Source organism: Amycolatopsis sp. NPDC058278 (genome assembly GCF_042881395.1).
In the GTDB taxonomy this organism is placed as follows: Bacteria; Actinomycetota; Actinomycetes; order Mycobacteriales; family Pseudonocardiaceae; genus Amycolatopsis.
Genome location: NZ_JBHVXZ010000002.1, coordinates 47,968 through 68,475 on the forward strand (window position 1 = coordinate 47,968; position 20,508 = coordinate 68,475).

Below are 20,508 nucleotides of genomic sequence, written 5' to 3' on the forward strand. Positions count from 1 at the left end.
CAATCGTGGAGGAAGAACATGTCCGCGCCGAACGAGCAGATCGTTGACGCACTGCGCGCTTCGCTGAAGGAGAACGTCCGGCTTCAGCAGGAGAACAGCGCGCTCGCCGCGGCCGCCGCGGAGCCCGTCGCGATCGTCTCCATGGCCTGCCGCTACGCGGGCGGGATCCGCGGCCCGGAGGACTTCTGGCGGGTGGTGTCGGAAGGCGCCGACGTCTACACCGGCTTCCCGGAGGACCGTGGCTGGGACGTCGAAGGCCTCTACCACCCGGACCCCGACAACCCCGGTACGACGTACGTGCGGGAGGGCGCTTTCCTGCAGGACGCGGCCCAGTTCGACGCCGGGTTCTTCGGCATCTCGCCGCGCGAGGCGCTGGCCATGGACCCCCAGCAGCGGCAGCTCCTGGAGGTGTCCTGGGAAACCCTCGAGCGGGCCGGCATCGACCCGCATTCGGTGCGGGGCAGCGACATCGGCGTCTACGCCGGGGTCGTGCACCAGGACTACGCCCCCGACCTCAGCGGGTTCGAGGGGTTCATGAGCCTGGAGCGGGCCCTGGGCACCGCGGGTGGCGTCGCCTCCGGCCGCGTCGCCTACACGCTCGGGCTCGAAGGCCCCGCCGTCACCGTCGACACCATGTGCTCCTCCTCGCTCGTGGCGATCCACCTGGCCGCACAAGCACTTCGCCGCGGTGAATGCTCGATGGCGCTCGCGGGCGGCTCGACCGTGATGGCCACGCCGGGCGGGTTCGTCGGCTTCGCGCGGCAGCGGGCGCTGGCCTTCGACGGACGCTGCAAGTCCTACGCCGCGGCCGCCGACGGCTCCGGCTGGGCCGAGGGCGTCGGGGTGCTGCTGCTGGAGCGGCTGTCGGTGGCGCGCGAGCGCGGGCACCAGGTGCTGGCCGTCATCCGCGGCAGTGCGGTCAACCAGGACGGCGCGTCGAACGGCCTGACCGCCCCCAACGGCCCGGCGCAGCAGCGGGTCATCCGCAAGGCACTGGCCGGCGCCGGGCTGTCACCGTCCGATGTGGACACGGTGGAGGGGCACGGCACCGGCACGGTCCTCGGCGACCCGATCGAGGTGCAGGCGCTGCTGGCCACCTACGGCCAGGGCCGCGACCCGCAGCGGCCGCTGTGGCTGGGCTCGGTCAAGTCCGTCGTCGGCCACACGCAGGCGGCGTCCGGCGTGGCCGGCGTGATCAAGATGGTGCAGTCGCTGCGGCACGGGCAGCTCCCGGCGACTCAGCACGTCGACGCGCCCACGCCGCAGGTGGACTGGTCGGCCGGGGCGATCGAGCTGCTGACCGAAAGCCGGGAGTGGCCGCGCAACGGCCACCCGCGCCGGGGCGGCATCTCGTCGTTCGGCGCCAGCGGCACGAACGCGCACATGATCCTCGAAGAAGCGCCCGAGGACGAGCCGGTGACCGGAGAGCCGGCGCCCGCGGGGGTGGTCCCGCTGGTGGTGTCGGCGGCGACCGCCGCTTCGCTGGCGGCCCAGGCCGGTAGGCTGGCCGAGGTCGGCGACGTCTCCCTGGCGGATGTCGCCGGGACGCTGGTGTCCGGCCGCGCGATGCTCAGCGAGCGCGCTGTCGTGGTGGCCGGTTCCCCCGAAGAAGCTGTGACCGGGCTGCAGGCACTGGCCCGCGGAGAAAGCGCCCCCGGCCTGCTCACCGGCCGCGGCTCGGGTGCGCCGGGCAAGGTCGTGTGGGTGTTCCCGGGGCAGGGGACGCAGTGGGCCGGCATGGGCCGGGAGCTCCTGGACGCCTCTCCGGTGTTCGCCGCGCGGATCGCCGAGTGCGAGACCGCGCTCGGGCGGTGGGTCGACTGGTCGCTGACCGACGTGCTGCGCGGCGACGCCGACCTCCTGGACCGGGTCGACGTGGTGCAGCCGGCGAGCTTCGCCGTGATGGTCGGGCTCGCCGCGGTCTGGGCTTCGCTGGGCGTCGAACCCGAGGCCGTGGTGGGCCACTCGCAGGGCGAGATCGCGGCCGCGTGCGTGTCCGGGGCGCTGACCCTGGAGGACGCGGCGAAGGTGGTCGCGTTGCGCAGCCAGGCGATCGCCGCCTCACTGGCCGGTCGCGGCGGCATGGCCTCGGTCGCGTTGAGCGAAGAGGACGCGGCCGCGCGGCTCGAGCCGTGGGCGGGCCGCGTGGAGGTCGCGGCCGTCAACGGGCCGTCTTCGGTGGTGATCGCCGGGGACGCCGAGGCGCTGGACGAAGCCCTCGACGCGCTCGACGACCAGGGCGTCCGGATCCGGCGGGTGGCGGTGGACTACGCCTCCCACACCCGGCACGTCGAAGCCGCGCGCGACGCACTGGCCGAGATGCTGGGCGGAATCCGCGCACAGGCCCCGGAAGTGCCGTTCTACTCGACCGTCACCGGCGGCTGGGTCGAAGACGCCGGCGTGCTCGACGGCGGTTACTGGTACCGCAACCTGCGTCGTCAGGTCCGGTTCGGCCCGGCCGTGGCCGACCTGGTCGAGCAGGGGCACCGGGTGTTCGTGGAGGTCAGCGCGCACCCGGTGCTGGTCCAGCCGATCAACGAACTCGTCGACGACACCGAAGCCGTGGTGACGGGGACGCTGCGGCGCGAGGACGGCGGGCTCCGGCGCCTGCTGGCCTCGGCGGCCGAGCTCTTCGTGCGCGGCGTGACCGTGGACTGGTCCCGCGTGCTGCCGCCGTCCCGCCGGGCCGAGCTGCCGACGTACGCCTTCGACCACCAGCACTACTGGCTGCGGATGGGCGGGTCGGCGACCGACGCGGTGTCGCTGGGCCTGGCCGGCGCCGAGCACCCGCTGCTCGGCGCGGTCGTCCCGCTGCCGCAGTCCGACGGGCTGGTCTTCACCTCGCGGCTGTCGCTGAAGTCGCACCCCTGGCTGGCCGGGCACGCGATCGGCGGGGTCGTGCTCATCCCCGGCACGGTGTACGTCGACCTCGCGCTGCGCGCCGGTGACGAGCTCGGCTTCGGCGTCCTGGAAGAGCTCGTGATCGAGGCGCCGCTGGTCCTCGGCGAGCGTGGCGGCGTCCGTGTGCAGGTCGCGGTGAGCGGGCCGAACGAAACCGGTTCGCGCGCGGTGGACGTCTTCTCCCTGCGGGAAGACGGTGACGAATGGACCCGGCACGCGACCGGTCTCCTCGGAGCGTCGACGTCCCGGGAACCGAGCCGCTTCGACTTCGCCGCCTGGCCGCCCGCCGGGGCGCAGCCGATCGACGTCGAGAACTTCTACGCCGACCTGACCGAGCGCGGGTACGCCTACAGCGGCGCGTTCCAGGGCATGCGGGCGGTCTGGCGGCGCGGTAGTGGGGACAACACCGAGGTGTTCGCCGAGGTCGCGCTGCCCGACGACCACCGCGAGGACGCCGGGAAGTTCGGCCTCCACCCGGCGTTGCTGGACGCCGCCCTGCACACGAACGCCTTCGCCAACCCGGACGACGACCGCAACGTGCTGCCGTTCGCGTGGAACGGCCTGGTCCTGCACGCCGTCGGTGCGTCCGCGCTGCGGGTGCGGGTCGCGCCGGGCGGTCCGGACGCGCTGACGTTCCAGGCCGCCGACGAGACCGGTGGCCTGGTCGTCACCATGGATTCGCTGGTGTCCCGCGAGGTGTCGGCCGCGCAGCTGGAGACGGCGGCGGGCGAAGAGCGCGACTCGCTGTTCCAGGTGGACTGGGTCGAGCTGCCCCGGGCCGAAGACGCGCCCGCGGACCACGTCGAGGTGCTCGAAGCCGTGGGCGGGGAGCCCCTGGACCTGACCAGCCGGGTGCTGGAAGCCGTGCAGACCTGGCTCGCCGAAGCGGCCGACGACGCCCGGCTGGTCGTGGTGACCCGCGGCGCCGTGCGCGAGGTGACCGACCCGGCCGGTGCCGCGGTGTGGGGTCTGGTGCGGGCCGCGCAGGCGGAGAACCCCGGCCGGATCATCCTCGTGGACACCGACGGTGACGTTCCGCTGGCTGCCGTGCTGGGCAGCGGTGAACCCCAGATCGCCGTGCGCGACAACAGTTTCTCCGTCCCGCGGCTGTCTCGAGCCACCGGTGAAGTGCCCGAGGCACCCGCCGTGTTCAGTCCGGAAGGGACGGTCCTGCTCACCGGCGGCACCGGCTCGCTGGGCGGTCTCGTGGCCCGGCACCTGGTCGCCCGCCACGGCGTCCGGCGCCTGGTGCTCGCGAGTCGTCGAGGGGTGGCCGCCGAAGAGCTCATCACGGAGCTGACCGGGCAGGGTGCGTCGGTGTCCGTGGTGGCTTGCGACGTCTCCGACCGGGACCAGGTGGCCGCGCTGCTGGCCGAGCACCGCCCGACCGGCGTCGTGCACCTGGCGGGCCTGCTGGACGACGGTGTCATCGGGGCCTTGAACCGGGAGCGGCTGGCCGGGGTGTTCGCCCCGAAGGTCGATGCCGTTCAGCACCTCGACGAGCTGACCCGCGACCTCGAACTCGACGCGTTCGTCGTGTTTTCGTCCGCGGCCGCGCTGATGGGCTCGGCCGGCCAGGGCAACTACGCGGCGGCCAACGCCTTCCTCGACGGCCTGATGACCGGGCGCCGCGCGGCGGGCCTGCCCGGCGTGTCCCTGGCGTGGGGCCTGTGGGAGCAGGCCGACGGCCTGACCGCGCACCTCAGCGCCACCGACCAGGCCCGGATGAGCCGCGGCGGCGTGCTGGCCATGACACCCGCCGAAGCTCTCGACAGCTTCGACATCGGCCTGCAGGCCGAGCAGGCCCTGCTGGTCCCGATCAAGCTCGACCTGCGGACCCTGCGCAGCCAGGCCACCGCCGGCGGGGAGGTCCCGCACCTGCTGCGCGGCCTGGTCCGCGCGAGCCGTCGCGTGGCACGCACGGCCGCCGCGAGCGGCGGTGGCGGCCTGGTCCACAAGCTCGCCGGGCGGCCCGCCGAGGAGCAGGAAGCGGTGCTGCTGGGCATCGTCCAGGCCGAGGCGGCCGCCGTGCTCGGCTTCAACGCCCCCGAGCTGGCCCAGGGCACCCGCGGGTTCAGCGACCTCGGCTTCGACTCGCTGACCGCGGTCGAGCTGCGGAACCGGCTGAGCGCGGCGACGGGTGTCAAGCTGCCCGCCACGCTCGTCTTCGACTACCCGACGCCGGTCGCGCTCGCCCGTCACCTGCGCGAGGAACTCGGCGAAACGGTGGCCGGAGCGCCCGCGGCGCCGGTGGCGGCCGTCGCGGACGCGGGCGAGCCGATCGCCATCGTCGGCATGGCCTGCCGGCTCCCGGGCGGCGTCATGAGCCCCGACGACCTGTGGCGGATGGTCGCCGAGGGCCGCGACGGCATGTCGGCCTTCCCCGAGGACCGCGGCTGGGACCTGGACGGCCTGTTCGACTCCGACCCGGAACGCCCGGGCACCGCGTACATCCGCCAAGGGGGTTTCCTGCACGAGGCCGCGCTGTTCGACCCGGGCTTCTTCGGGATCTCGCCGCGCGAAGCCCTGGCCATGGACCCGCAGCAGCGCCTGCTGCTCGAAGCGTCCTGGGAAGCCCTGGAGCGCGCGGGCATCGACCCGACGAAGGCCCGCGGCGACGCCGTCGGCGTCTTCTCCGGCGTCTCCATCCACGACTACCTCGAGTCCCTGAGCAACATGCCCGCCGAACTCGAAGGCTTCGTCACCACGGCCACCGCGGGCAGCGTGGCCTCGGGCCGGGTGTCCTACACCTTCGGGTTCGAGGGCCCGGCGGTCACGGTGGACACGGCGTGCTCGTCGTCGCTGGTGGCGATTCACCTGGCCGCGCAGGCACTTCGGCAGGGTGAGTGCACGATGGCCCTGGCCGGTGGCGTCGCCGTGATGGGCTCGCCGATCGGCGTCATCGGCATGTCGCGCCAGCGCGGCATGGCCGAGGACGGCCGGGTCAAGGCGTTCGCGGACGGCGCGGACGGCACCGTCCTGTCCGAGGGCGTCGGCATCGTCGTCCTCGAACGGCTCTCGGTGGCCCGCGAACGCGGGCACCGGGTCCTCGCCGTGCTGCGCGGCAGCGCGGTCAACCAGGACGGCGCTTCGAACGGCCTGACCGCGCCGAACGGGCCGTCGCAGCAGCGGGTGATCCGCAGCGCGCTGGCCGGCGCCGGCCTGCAGCCGTCCGAAGTGGACGTCGTCGAGGCGCACGGCACCGGGACCGCGCTGGGCGACCCGATCGAGGCCCAGGCGCTGCTGGCCACCTACGGCAAGAACCGCGACCCGGAAAAGCCGCTGTGGCTCGGTTCGCTGAAGTCGAACGTCGGCCACACCCAGGCGGCCGCGGGCGTGGCGGCCGTCATCAAGATGGTCCAGGCGCTGCGGCACGACGCCCTGCCGCCGACCCTCCACGTGCAGGAACCCACCAAGCAGGTGGACTGGTCCGCGGGCGCGGTCGAGCTGCTGACCGAGGGCCGGGACTGGGCGCGCAACGGCCACCCGCGCCGCGCCGGCGTCTCGTCGTTCGGCATCAGCGGCACCAACGCGCACCTGATCCTCGAAGAGGCGCCCGCCGAGGAGACTCCCGAGGCGGACGTACCCGACGGCGTGGTGCCCGTGGTGGTGTCCGCGCGCAGCACCGGTTCCCTGGCGGGCCAGGCCGGACGGCTGGCGGCGTTCCTCGACGGCGACGTCTCGCTGACCCGCGTGGCGGGTGCCCTGCTGTCGACCCGGGCGACCCTGACCGACCGGGCCGTCGTCGTGGCGGGCTCGGCCGAGGAGGCCCGGGACGGGCTGACGGCGCTGGCGCGCGGCGAAAGCGCGACCGGCTTGGTGACCGGCAGCGCGGGGATGCCCGGCAAGGTCGTCTGGGTGTTCCCCGGCCAGGGGACGCAGTGGGCGGGCATGGGCCGGGAGCTCCTGGACGCGTCCCCGGTGTTCGCCGAGCGGATCGGAGAATGCGCGGCCGCGCTGGAGCCGTGGATCGACTGGTCCCTGCTGGACGTCCTGCGCGGCGAGACCGACCTGCTCGACCGGGTCGACGTGCTTCAGCCCGCGAGCTTCGCCGTCATGGTCGGGCTCGCGGCTGTGTGGGCCTCGGTGGGCGTCGTGCCCGACGCGGTGCTGGGCCACTCCCAGGGCGAGATCGCCGCGGCCTGCGTGGCGGGTGCACTGTCCCTTGAGGACGCGGCGAAGGTGGTCGCGCTGCGCAGCCAGGCGATCGCGGCGCAGCTGTCCGGGCGCGGTGGCATGGCTTCGGTCCAGCTGAGCCACGACGAGGCGGCCGCCCGGCTCGCGCCGTGGGACAGCCGCGTCGAGATCGCCGCGGTCAACGGCCCGTCCTCGGTCGTGATCGCGGGCGACGCCGAAGCTTTGACGGAGGCCGTGGAAGCACTCGAAGCACGGCGGGTGGCGGTGGACTACGCGTCCCACACCCGGCATGTCGAGGACATCCAGGACACCCTCGCCGAGACCCTGACCGGGATCACCGCGCAGGCGCCGATGGTGCCCTTCTACTCCACGGTCACCGGCGAGTGGATCACCGATTCCGGGGTCGTCGACGGCGGCTACTGGTACCGGAACCTGCGCAACCAGGTCGGCTTCGGCCCGGCCGTGGCCGAGCTGCTGACTCAGGGCCACGGCGTGTTCGTCGAGGTCAGCGCCCACCCGGTGCTGGTCCAGCCGATCGCCGACGTCGTGGATGGCACCGAGGTCGACGCGGTGGTCACCGGGACGCTCCGGCGGCAGGACGGCGGCCCGCGGCGGCTGCTGACGTCGATGGCCGAGCTGTTCGTCCGGGGTGTCCCGGTCGACTGGGCCACGATGGCGCCGCCCGCGCGCGTCGAGCTGCCGACCTACGCCTTCGACCACCAGCACTTCTGGCTCAGCCCGCCCGCCGCGGCCGACGCGCCCGCGCTCGGGCTGGCCGGCGCCGATCACCCGCTGCTGGGTGCGGTCCTGCCGCTCCCGCAGTCCGACGGGCTCGTGTTCACCGCGCGGCTGTCGGTGCGGTCGCACCCGTGGCTGGCCGACGGCGTTCCGAGCGCCGCGCTGGTGGAGCTGGCCGTGCGGGCCGGTGACGAAGCCGGGTGCCCGGTCGTCGACGACCTGACCGTCGAGACGCCCCTGGTGCTGCCGGAGAGCGGGGGCTTGCGCGTGCAGGTCACGCTGAGCGGACCCGGCGAGCGCACGGTCGAGGTGTATTCGCAGCGCGAAGGCGACGAGGACTGGACCCGGAACGCCACCGGGCACCTGTCGGCGACGGCTCCGGCGCACGAGCCGTTCGACTTCACCGTCTGGCCGCCGGCCGGCGCACAGCAGGTCGACGGCTTCTGGCGGCGCGGAGAGGAGATCTTCGCCGAGGTCACCCTGCCGGAGGAACAGGACGCCGGCGCGTTCGGCATCCACCCGACGCTGCTGGACGCGGCCTTGCGTCCGGTCCTCGCGGCCGGCGAGCAGCCGGCGGAGTGGCACGGACTGGTCCTGCACGCCGCGGGCGCCTCGGCGCTGCGGGTCCGGCTGGTGCCCGGCGTCTCCTTCGAAGCAGCCGACGAAACGGGTGGCCTGGTCGTCACCGCGGGTCCGGTGGTGGGCCGGGAACTCTCGGCCGGGAAGACTCGCGCCGGATCGCTGTACCGGGTCGACTGGACCGAACTGTCCATTGCGGACAGTGTCGCGCCGTCGGGCCAGGTGGAGGTGCTCGAAGCCTTCGGCGAGGAGCCCCTGGAACTGACTGCTCGCGTCCTGGAAGCCGTGCAGCGGTTCCTCGCCGACGCGGCCGACGACGCCCGGCTGGTCGTGGTGACCCGCGGTGCGGTGCCCGCCGGTGACGGTGCGGTGACCGACCCCGCCGGTGCGGCCGTGTGGGGCCTGGTCCGGGCCGCGCAGGCGGAGAACCCGGACCGCATCTTCCTGATCGACACCGACAGCGAGATCCCGGTCCTGGCGGGTGACGAGCCGCAGATCGCGGTGCGCGGCGGGAAGTTCTTCGTGCCCCGCCTCGCTCGCGCGGAACAGGGCGGGGAGCCCGTGTTCCGCCCGGACGGGACGGTCCTGATCTCGGGCGCCGGCGCGCTCGGCGGCCTGGTGGCCCGGCGCCTGGTGGAGCGCCACGGCGTGCGGAAGCTGGTGCTGGCGAGTCGTCGGGGGTCGGCCGCCGATGGCATGGCCGACCTGGTCGCCGAGCTGGCCGCGGACGTGTCCGTGGTGGCGTGTGACGTCTCCGATCGCGCCCAGGTGGCGGCCCTGCTCGACGAGCACCGGCCCACCGCCGTGGTGCACACCGCCGGTGTCCTCGACGCGGGCGTCATCGAAACGCTCGACCGCGAGCGGCTGGCCGGGGTGTTCGCGCCCAAAGTCACGGCCACCACCCACCTCGACGAACTCACCCGCGACCGGGACCTCGACGCTTTTGTCGTCTACTCCTCGGTTTCCGCCGTGTTCATGGGCGCGGGCAGCGGCAGTTACGCGGCCGCGAACGCGTTCCTGGACGGCCTGATGGCCCACCGCCGGGCGGCCGGGCTGCCGGGCTTGTCGCTGGCGTGGGGCCTGTGGGACCAGAGCACCGGCATGGCGGCCAACACCGACGAGGCCACCCGCACCCGGATGAGCCGTCGCGGGGGCCTGCAGATCATGACGCAGGACGAGGGCATGGACCTGTTCGACGCCGCCCTCGGCTCGAGCGAGTCGCTGCTGGTGCCGGCGAAGCTGGACCTCCGCGCGGGCGGGGCCGTGCCGCACATGCTGCGCGGCCTGGTCAAGACCGGGCGGCAGCAAGCGCGTACGGCGTCCACTGCGGACAGCGGATTGGCCGGACGGCTGGCCGGGCTCGCCCCGGCCGACCAGCTGACGCTGCTGCTGGACCTCGTCCGGGCGCAGGTGGCGGCCGTGCTCGGGCACGCCGACGCGAGTGCCGTCCGCGTCGACACGGCGTTCAAGGACGCCGGTTTCGACTCACTGACCGCGGTCGAGCTGCGCAACCGGATGCGGACCGCCACCGGGCTGAAGCTGCCCGCGACGCTGGTCTTCGACTACCCGAACCCCCAGGCCCTCGCCCGCCACCTGCGTGACGAACTCGGTGGCGCGGCGGAGACGCCGGTGGTCACGGCGGCCGCGAAAGCCGACCTCGACGAGCCGATCGCCATCGTCGGGATGGCGTGCCGCCTGCCGGGCGGGGTTGCGGGGCCCGAGGACCTCTGGCGGCTGGTCGCCGAAGGCCGGGACGCGGTGTCGAGCTTCCCCACCGACCGCGGCTGGGACACCGACAGCCTGTACGACCCCGACCCGGCCCGTCCGGGCAAGACCTACACCCGGCACGGCGGGTTCCTGCACGAAGCGGGGCTCTTCGACGCGGGCTTCTTCGGGATCTCGCCGCGCGAGGCCGTCGCCATGGACCCCCAGCAGCGGCTGCTGCTGGAGGCCTCCTGGGAGGCCATGGAAGACGCCGGGGTCGACCCGCTTTCGCTGAAGGGCGACGACGTCGGCGTGTTCACCGGCATGTTCGGCCAGGGTTATGTCGCGCCGGGGGACAGCGTCGTCACGCCGGAGCTGGAGGGCTTCGCGGGCACGGGCGGGTCGTCGAGCGTGGCCTCCGGCCGGGTGTCGTACGTGTTCGGGTTCGAAGGCCCGGCGGTGACGATCGACTCGGCGTGCTCGTCCTCGCTGGTCGCGATGCACCTCGCCGCGCAGTCGCTGCGGCAGGGCGAGTGCTCGATGGCCTTGGCCGGTGGCGCGACGGTGATGGCGAACCCCGGCGCGTTCGTGGAGTTCTCCCGCCAGCGTGGCCTCGCCGTCGACGGGCGCTGCAAGGCGTTCGCCGCCGCGGCCGACGGCACCGGCTGGGCCGAGGGCGTCGGCGTGGTCATCCTCGAGCGGCTGTCGGTGGCGCGGGAACGCGGCCACCGGATCCTGGCCGTGCTCAGCGGCAGCGCGGTCAACCAGGACGGCGCGTCCAACGGCCTGACCGCGCCGAACGGGCCCTCGCAGCAGCGGGTGATCCGCCGGGCGCTGGTGAACGCCGGGCTGACACCGTCCGATGTGGACGTCGTCGAGGCGCACGGGACCGGGACGACCCTGGGTGACCCGATCGAAGCGCAGGCCCTGCTGGCCACGTACGGCAAGGATCGCGAGACGCCGTTGTGGCTCGGGTCGCTGAAGTCGAACATCGGGCACGCGCAGGCGGCCGCGGGCGTCGCGGGCGTGATCAAGATGGTCCAGGCGCTGCGGCACGAGGTGCTGCCGCCGACGCTGCACGTCGACAAGCCGACTCCCGAGGTGGACTGGTCCGCCGGTGCGGTCGAACTGCTGACGGAAGCCCGCGAGTGGCCGCGCACCGGCCGCCCGCGCCGGGCCGGGGTGTCCGCGTTCGGCGTCAGCGGGACGAACGCGCACCTGATCCTGGAAGAGGCCCCCGCCGAAGAACCGGTGCCCACACCCGAGGTTCCGGTGGTGCCGGTCGTGGTTTCCGCGCGGAGCACGACTTCCCTGGCCGCTCAGGCCGGCCGGCTCGCCGGGTTCGCCGGGGGTGACGTACCCCTGGCGGGCGTGGCCCGGGCGCTGGTGACGGACCGGGCCGCGCTGAGCGAACGCGCGGTCGTCGTCGCGGGCTCCCGCGGAGAAGCCGTGACGGGCCTGGAGGCGCTGGCCCGCGGCGAAGGTTCGGCTGCCGTGATCACCGGGCGGGCGGGCTCGCCGGGCAAGCTCGTCTGGGTCTTCCCCGGCCAGGGCTCGCAGTGGGTGGGCATGGGTCGGGAACTCCTGGACTCCTCACCGGTCTTCGCCGAGCGGGTCGCCGAGTGCGCGGCCGCGCTGGAGCCGTGGATCGACTGGTCGCTGCTCGACGTGCTGCGCGGCGAGTCCGATCTGCTGGATCGCGTCGACGTCGTGCAGCCCGCGAGCTTCGCGATGATGGTCGGCCTGGCCGCGGTGTGGCAATCGGCAGGTGTCCGCCCGGATGCCGTCGTCGGCCACTCGCAGGGCGAGATCGCCGCCGCCTGCGTGTCGGGGGCGTTGTCGCTGCCGGACGCGGCGAAGGTGGTCGCGTTGCGCAGCCAGGCGATCGCCACCCGGCTGGCCGGCCGCGGTGGCATGGCCTCGGTCGCGTTGAGCGAAGAAGACGCGACCGCGTGGCTGGCGCCGTGGGCCGACCGGGTCCAGGTCGCCGCGGTCAACAGCCCCACCTCCGTGGTGATCGCCGGGGCGGCCGACGCCCTCGACGAGGTCCTCGAAGCGTTGTCCGGTCAGGAAATCCGCGTCCGGCGGGTGGCCGTGGACTACGGGTCCCACACCAACCAGGTCGAAGCCATCGAGGACCTGCTGGCCGAAACCTTGGCCGGAATCGAAGCCCAGGCCCCGGCGGTGCCGTTCTTCTCGACGCTGACCGGTGACTGGATCACCGACGCCGGGGTCGTGGACGGCGGCTACTGGTACCGGAACCTGCGCAACCGGGTCGGGTTCGGGCCGGCGGTGGCGGCGCTCGTTCGCCAGGGCCACGGCGTGTTCGTCGAGGTCAGCGCGCACCCGGTGCTGGTCCAGCCGCTCGGTGAACTCAGCGACGACGCGGTGGTGACCGGGTCGCTGCGACGCGACGACGGTGGCCTCCGCCGCCTGCTGACGTCGATGGCCGAGCTGTTCGTGCGGGGTGTCCCGCTCGACTGGACCGCGGTCCTGCCGCGGACGGCCCGGGTCGACCTGCCCAAGTACGCCTTCGACCACCGGCACTACTGGCTCCGGCCCGCCGAGTCCGCGACCGACGCGGCCTCGCTGGGCCAGGCGGCGGCCGACCACCCGCTGCTGGGCGCGGTCGTCGAGCTGCCGCAGTCCGACGGCCTGGTGTTCACCTCGCGGCTGTCGGTGCGGACGCACCCGTGGCTCGCCGACCACGCGGTCGGCGGCGTGGTGATCCTCCCCGGCTCCGGGCTGGCCGAACTGGCCGTGCGCGCCGGCGACGAAGCCGGGTGCACCGCCCTCGACGAGCTGATCATCGAGGCGCCGCTGGTCGTGCCCGCCCAAGGCGCGGTCCGGGTCCAGGTCGCGCTGGGCGGCCCGGACGAGACCGGCACGCGCGCGGTGGACGTCTATTCCCAGCGCGACGGCGGCACGGGGAGCTGGACGCGGCACGCCACCGGTGTGCTGTCGTCGGCGCCGGGCCAGGCGCCCGAGTTCGACTTCCACGCCTGGCCGCCCGCGGACGCCGAGCGCATCGACGTCGAGACCTTCTACTCCGACCTGGCCGAGCGCGGGTACGGGTACGGGCCGGCGTTCCAGGGGCTGCGGGCGGTCTGGCGCCGCGGCGGTGACGTCTTCGCCGAGGTCGCCTTGCCCGAGGACCTGCGCAAGGACGCGGGCCGGTTCGGCGTCCACCCGGCGCTGCTCGATGCGGCGCTGCAGGCCGCCACGGTCGGCGGCGAGCCCGGAGAACCGGTGCTCGCGTTCGCCTGGAACGGCCTGGTCCTGCACGCCGCAGGTGCTTCGGCCCTGCGAGTCCGGCTCTCGCCCAGCGGCTCGGACGCGCTTTCCGTGGCAGCCGCCGACGAAACCGGCGACCTGGTCCTCACGATGGCATCGCTCGTGTCCCGGCCGGTTTCGGCCGAGCAGCTGGGCGCGGCGGCCGACACGGGCCACGACGCGATGTTCCGCGTCGACTGGACCGAACTGCCCGCCGTGCCGGGTGCGGAACCGCCGCCGTGGCGGCAGGTGGACACCGCCGACGACGTCGTAGCCCTGGCGGAGAAGGCGGACGTGCCACCGGTGGTGGTCTGGGAAGCCGCCGGTGCGGACGCCTTGGCCGTCACCTCCCGGGCCCTCGAAGTCGTGCAGGCGTGGCTGGCCGCGCCCGCGCTCGAGGAATCCCGGCTGGTCGTGACGACCCGCGGCGCGGTGCCCGCGGGCGGCGACCACACCCTGACCGACCCGGCCGCGGCCGCGGTGTGGGGCCTGGTCCGGTCCGCGCAGGCGGAGCACCCGGACCGGATCGTCCTGCTGGACACCGACGGCGAAGTTCCGCTGGGCGCGGTGCCGGCCTCCGGTGAGCCGCAGCTCGCGGTGCGCGGGACGACGGTCTTCGTGCCCCGGCTCGCCCGCGCCACCCGGATCGCGGACGCGCCCGCCGCGTTCGACCCGGACGGGACGGTCCTCGTCTCGGGCGCCGGATCGCTGGGCGCGCTGGTCGCCCGGCACCTGGTCACCCGGCACGGCGTGCGCCGGCTGGTGCTGGCCAGCAGGCAGGGCCTGGCCGCCGAGGGCGCCCAGGACCTGATCACCGAGCTCACCGGCGAAGGCGCGGACGTGTCCTTCGTCGCCTGTGACGTCTCGGATCGCGACCAGGTGGCCGCCCTGCTCGCGGACCTCCCGGAGCTGACCGGGGTGGTGCACACCGCGGGCGTCTTCGAGGACGGCGTGATCGAGGCGCTGACGCCCGATCAGCTGGCGAACGTGTACGCGGCCAAAGTCACCGCCGCGATTCACCTCGACGAGCTGACCCGCGACCGGGACCTCGGCGCGTTCGTCGTGTTCTCGTCCGTCGCCGGGGTGATGGGCGGCGGGGGACAGGGTCCGTACGCGGCGGCCAACGCCTTCCTGGACGCGGCGATGGCGAGTCGCCGGGCCGCGGGCCTGCCGGGCCTGTCCCTGGCCTGGGGCCTCTGGGAACGCAGCAGCGGCATGGCTGCCCACCTCAGCGACGTCGACCACGCGCGGGCGAGCCGCAACGGCGTCCTGGAACTGACCCGGGCCGAGGGCCTGGCGCTGTTCGACCTGGGGCTGCGGATGGCCGACTCCCTGCTGGTGCCGATCAAGCTGGACTTGGCGGCCATGCGGGCGGGCACGGTTCCGGTCCTGTTCCGCGGTCTGGTCCGGCCCAGCCGGACCCAGGCGCGGTCGGCGTCCACTGTGGACCGTGGGCTGGCCGGGCGGCTCGCCGGGCTGCCGGTGGCCGAGCGCGCGGCGGTGCTGGTCGACCTGGTGCGCGGGCAGGTCGCGGTGGTGCTCGGCTACGACGGGCCGGAGGCCGTCCGCCCGGACACGGCGTTCAAGGACACCGGGTTCGACTCGCTGACGTCGGTGGAACTGCGCAACCGGCTGCGCGAGGCGACCGGCCTGAAACTGCCCGCGACGCTGGTGTTCGACTACCCGAATCCCCTTGCGGTGGCCCGTTACCTGGGGGCGCGGCTGGTCCCGGAGAGCAACGGGAACGGGCACGAGGCGGACGACCGGCTGCGGCACGCGCTGGCGTCCATCGCGGCCGAGGACGCGGGCGAGGAGCGGTCGATCGCCGACCTGGGCGTCGACGACCTCGTGCAACTGGCTTTCGGCGACGAGTGATTGGGGCAAGTGGTGAGTGCGTCGTATGAAAAGGTCGTCGAGGCGCTGCGGAAGTCGCTCGAAGAGGTCGGCACGCTGAAGAAGCGGAACCGGCAGCTCGCCGACGCGGCCGGCGAGCCGATCGCCATCGTCGGCATGGCCTGCCGGCTGCCCGGTGGTGTCACCGGGCCCGGCGACCTCTGGCGGCTGGTGGCCGAGGGCGGCGACGCCGTGTCGGGGTTCCCCACCGACCGCGGCTGGGACCTGGACACCCTGTTCGACCCGGACCCCGGCCACGCGGGGACGTCGTACACCGATCGGGGTGGCTTCCTCCACGACGCGGCCCTGTTCGACCCCGGCTTCTTCGGGATTTCGCCGCGCGAGGCCCTGGCCATGGACCCGCAGCAGCGGTTGCTGCTGGAGGCGTCCTGGGAGGCGCTGGAAGGCGTCGGCCTCGACCCGGCCTCGTTGCAGGGCACCGACGTCGGCGTGTTCACCGGCGCGGGCGGGTCGGGCTACGGCGGTGGCCTGGCCGGGCCGGAGATGCAGAGCTTCGCGGGCACCGGGCTGGCGTCGAGCGTGGCCTCGGGCCGGGTGTCCTACGTCTTCGGGTTCGAGGGGCCGGCGGTCACGATCGACACGGCGTGCTCGTCGTCGCTGGTGGCGATGCACCTCGCCGCGCAGGCCCTGCGTCGAGGGGACTGCTCGATGGCCCTGGCCGGCGGCGCGATGGTGATGTCGGGCCCCGACTCCTTCGTCGTCTTCTCCCGGCAGCGGGGCCTGGCCACCGACGGGCGGTGCAAGGCGTTCGCCTCGGGCGCCGACGGCATGGTGCTGGCCGAGGGCATCAGCGTGCTCGTGCTGGAGCGGCTTTCGGTGGCGCGCGAGCGCGGCCACCGGGTGCTGGCCGTGCTGCGCGGCAGCGCGGTGAACCAGGACGGCGCGTCGAACGGCCTGACCGCTCCGAACGGCCCTTCGCAGCAGCGCGTGATCCGCGCAGCGCTGGCCGACGCCGGCCTCGGACCGTCCGATGTGGACCTCGTCGAGGCGCACGGGACCGGGACGAGCCTGGGCGATCCCATCGAGGCGCAGGCGTTGCTGGCGACCTACGGCCAGGAGCGGGAGACGCCGTTGTGGCTCGGTTCGCTCAAGTCGAACATCGGGCACACGCAGGCGGCCGCGGGCGTGGCGAGCGTGATCAAGGTCGTGCAGGCGCTGCGGCACGGCGTCATGCCGCCGACCCTGCACGTCGACGAGCCCACCTCGCAGGTGGACTGGTCCGAAGGCGCGGTGGAACTGCTGACCGAGAGCCGCGACTGGCCGCGCGGCGACCGGCCGCGCCGGGCCGGGGTGTCGTCGTTCGGGGTCAGCGGCACGAACGTGCACCTGATCATCGAGGAAGCGCCGGAGGAGCCCGCCGCGCCCGTGCCGGCTCCCGCGGACGTCGTGCCGCTGGTGGTCTCCGCGCGCGGCAGGGGTTCCCTGGCCGGTCAGGCCGAACGGCTGACCGGGGTGGACGTGCCACTGGCGAGCCTCGCCGGCGCGCTGGTGTCCGGGCGCGCGCTGCTCGAGGATCGCGCGGTCGTGGTGGCCGGTTCGGACGAGGAAGCCGCGGCCGGGCTCGGTGCGCTGGCGCGCGGTGAAGCCGCGCCCGGTGTCGTGACCGGGAGCGCGGGCAAACCGGGCAAGGTCGTCTGGGTGTTCCCGGGACAGGGGACGCAGTGGGCCGGCATGGGCCGGGAACTGCTCGACGCGTCCCCGGTGTTCGCCGAGCGGATCAAGGAGTGCGCGGCCGCGCTGGACCAGTGGACCGGCTGGTCGCTGCTGGACGTCCTGCGTGGCGAGGGTGACCTGGAGCGGGTCGAGGTGCTGCAGCCCGCGTGCTTCGCGGTGATGGTGGGGCTGGCCGCGGTGTGGGAGTCGGTGGGTGTCCGGCCGGACGCCGTCGTCGGCCACTCGCAGGGCGAGATCGCCGCGGCCTGCGTGTCCGGGGCGCTCACCCTCGACGACGCCGCGAAGGTAGTTGCCCTGCGCAGCCAGGCGATCGCGGCGCGGCTGTCCGGCCGCGGTGGCATGGCGTCGGTCGCGTTGAGCGAAGCCGAGGCCACCGCGCGGCTGGCCCGGTGGGACGGCCGGATCGAGGTGGCCGCGGTCAACGGCCCCGCCTCGGTGGTGATCGCGGGTGACGCCCAGGCCCTCGACGAGGCCCTGGAGGTGCTGGCCGGGGACGGCGTCCGCGTCCGGCAGGTCGCGGTCGACTACGCCTCGCACACCCGGCACGTCGAGGACATCCGCGACACCCTCGCCGAGACCTTGGCCGGGATCACGGCGCGGGCCCCGGACGTGCCGTTCCACTCCACCGTCACCGGCGACCGGGTGCGGGACGCCGGCGTCCTCGACGGCGGGTACTGGTACCGCAACCTGCGCAACCAGGTCCGGTTCGGCCCGGCGGTGGCCGCGCTGATCGAGCAGGGGCACGGGGTGTTCGTCGAGGTCAGTGCGCACCCGGTGCTGGTGCAGCCGATCAGCGAGCTCACCGATGCGGTCGTCACCGGGACGCTCCGGCGTGACGACGGCGGCCTGCGTCGCCTGCTGACTTCGATGGCCGAGCTGTTCGTCCGCGGTGTGCGGGTGGACTGGGCCACGCTGGTGCCGCCCGCGCGCGTGGACCTCCCGACGTACGCCTTCGACCACCAGCACTTCTGGCTCCAGCCGGCCGCGCGGGCGGACGCCGTCTCGCTCGGTCAGGCCGAAGCGGCGCACCCGCTGCTCGGCGCGGTCGTCCGGTTGCCGCAGTCGGACGGCCTGGTCTTCACCTCGCGGTTGTCGCTGCGGACGCACCCGTGGCTGGCCGACCACACCATCGGCGGGGTGGTGCTGTTCCCCGGCACCGGGCTGGTCGAGCTGGCCGTGCGGGCCGGCGACGAGGCCGGTTGCCCGGTCCTGGACGAACTCGTGACCGAGGCGCCGCTGGTCGTGCCCGCGCAGGGCGGGGTGAACGTCCAGGTCACGGTGAGCGGCCCGGACCAGAACGGCGCGCGCACGGTGGACGTCCACTCCCGGCGCGACGACGTGTGGACCCGGCACGCGACCGGCACAGTGTCGGCGACCCCTGCGGGTGGCCCCGGCTTCGACTTCACCGCGTGGCCGCCGCCGGACGGGCAGCGCGTCGAGATCGGCGGCTTCTACGCCGACCTCGCCGAGCGCGGGTACGCGTACGGGCCCTTGTTCCAGGGCGTGCGGGCGGTGTGGCAGCGCGGGGACGAGGTGTTCGCCGAGGTCGCCCTGCCCGGCGACCGGCGGGAGGACGCCGCCCGGTTCGGCCTGCACCCGGCGTTGCTGGACGCGGCCCTGCAGACCGGGACGATCGCCGCGGCCGCGTCCGGCGTGCCCGGCAAGTCCGTGATGCCGTTTTCGTGGAACCGGCTGGCGCTGCACGCCGCCGGGGCCGCGGGCCTCCGGGTCCGCGTCGCGCCCGGCGGGCCGGACGCGCTGACCGTCGAGGCCGCCGACGAGACCGGCGCCCCGGTCCTGACCATGGACTCGCTGATCCTCCGCGAGGTGGCGCTCGACCGGCTGGACACCGCGCGCACCAGCTCGCTCTACCGGGTGGACTGGGCCGAACTGCCCACTGTGGACACTGCGGTGCCCGTCGATCGGGCCGAGGTGCTCGAAGCCGTCGGTGCGGAGCCCTTGGAACTGGCCGGCCGGGTGCTGGAGGCCGTGCAGACGTGGCTTTCCGACGCGGCCGACGAAGCCCGGCTGGTCGTGGTGACCCGGGGTGCGGTGCCCGCCGGCGACGGTGTGGTGCGCGACCCCGCGGGTGCCGCGGTGTGGGGGCTGGTCCGGGCCGCGCAGGCGGAGAACCCCGGCCGGTTCGTCCTGCTGGACACCGATGGCGAAGTGCCCTTGGAAGCGGTGCTGGCGACCGGTGAGCCGCAGCTCGCGCTGCGTGGCACGACGTTCTCGGTGCCGCGGCTCGCCCGCGTCACCGAACCGGCGGAAGCCCCGCTGACGTTCCGTCCGGACGGGACGGTCCTGGTCTCCGGCGCCGGGACGCTGGGTGCGCTCGCGGCCCGCGACCTGGTCACCCGGCACGGCGTGCGGCGGCTCGTGCTGGCCAGCCGGCGGGGCCGGGACGCGGAGGGCATCGACGACCTCGTCGCCGAGCTGACCGGGCACGGCGCCGAGGTGACGGTCGCCGCCTGCGACGTCTCCGACCGGGACCAGGTGGCCGCGCTGCTGAAGGACCACCCGCTGACCGCGGTGGTGCACACGGCGGGCGTGTTCGACGCCGGTGTCACCGGGGCGCTGACCCGGGAGCGGCTGGCCAAGGTGTTCGCGCCCAAGGTCGACGCGGTCCGCCACCTCGACGAGCTGACCCGCGACCTCGACCTCGACGCGTTCATCGCCTACTCGTCCGCCTCCTCGATCTTCATGGGCGCGGGCAGCGGCGGGTACGCGGCGGCGAACGCCTTCCTCGACGGCCTGATGGCCGCCCGCCGCGCGGCGGGCCGGCCCGGGCTTTCGCTGGCCTGGGGCCCGTGGGAGCAGCTCACCGGCATGGCGGACACGATCGACGACCTCACCCTGGCCCGGATGAGCCGGCGCGAGGGCCGCGGCGGCGTCCGGGCGCTGGGGTCCGCCGAGGGCATGGAGCTGTTCGACGCGGCGCTCGCGGCCGGAGAGGCGCTGCTGGTGCCGATCGAGCTCGACCTGCGCGAGGTGCGGGCCGACGCGGCCGCGGGCGGCACCGTGCCGCACCTGCTGCGCGGGCTGGTCCGGGCGGGCCGGCAGGCGGCGCGGGCGGCGGCCACCGAGGACGGCGGCCTGGAACGCCGGCTGGCCGGGCTCACCGTGGCCGAACAGGAAGCGCTGCTGCTCGACCTCGTCCGCGGCCAGGTCGCCGTCGTGCTCGGGCACGCCGACAGCTCCGGCGTCCGCGCGGACGCGGCGTTCAAGGACGCCGGGTTCGACTCGCTGACGTCGGTGGAGCTGCGCAACCGGCTGCGCGAGACGACCGGGCTGAAACTGCCCGCGACGCTGGTCTTCGACCACCCGAACCCGCTCGCGCTGGCCCGGCACCTGCGGGCGGAACTCGGCGTCGACGAGGCGTCCCCGGCCGACGCGGTGCTGGCCGGGCTCGCCGGGCTGGAGGCGGCCATCGCGGCCGCCGGCGCCCCGGACGGCGACCGGATCACCGCGCGGCTGCGGGAACTGCTCAAGGCCGCCGAGGCGGCCGAGGCCCGGCCGGGCCCGTCCGACGATCTCGACACGGCCAGCGACGAGGAGCTGTTCGCCCTCGTCGACGGGCTCGACTGA

At 74.4% G+C, this 20,508-nt stretch carries 2 protein-coding genes; both read left to right on the plus strand.

Annotated features, from left to right (window positions below; all coding sequences use genetic code 11):
• Positions 1 to 18 precede the first annotated feature (18 nt).
• Positions 19 to 15,207, plus strand: coding sequence for an SDR family NAD(P)-dependent oxidoreductase (locus tag ACFVYA_RS01345; RefSeq protein WP_387041044.1), 15,189 nt, complete (start codon positions 19 to 21; stop codon positions 15,205 to 15,207).
• A 9-nt stretch (positions 15,208 to 15,216) separates the two neighbouring features.
• Positions 15,217 to 20,508: a type I polyketide synthase gene (locus ACFVYA_RS01350; RefSeq protein ID WP_387041047.1), complete on the plus strand. Its 5,292-nt coding sequence runs from the start codon at positions 15,217 to 15,219 to the stop codon at positions 20,506 to 20,508.

Bases quoted from the DNA above. Each gene is read 5' to 3' on its own strand.
- ACFVYA_RS01345 (WP_387041044.1), top strand. From the start codon at position 19: ATGTCCGCGCCGAACGAGCAGATCGTTGACGCACTGCGCGCTTCGCTG.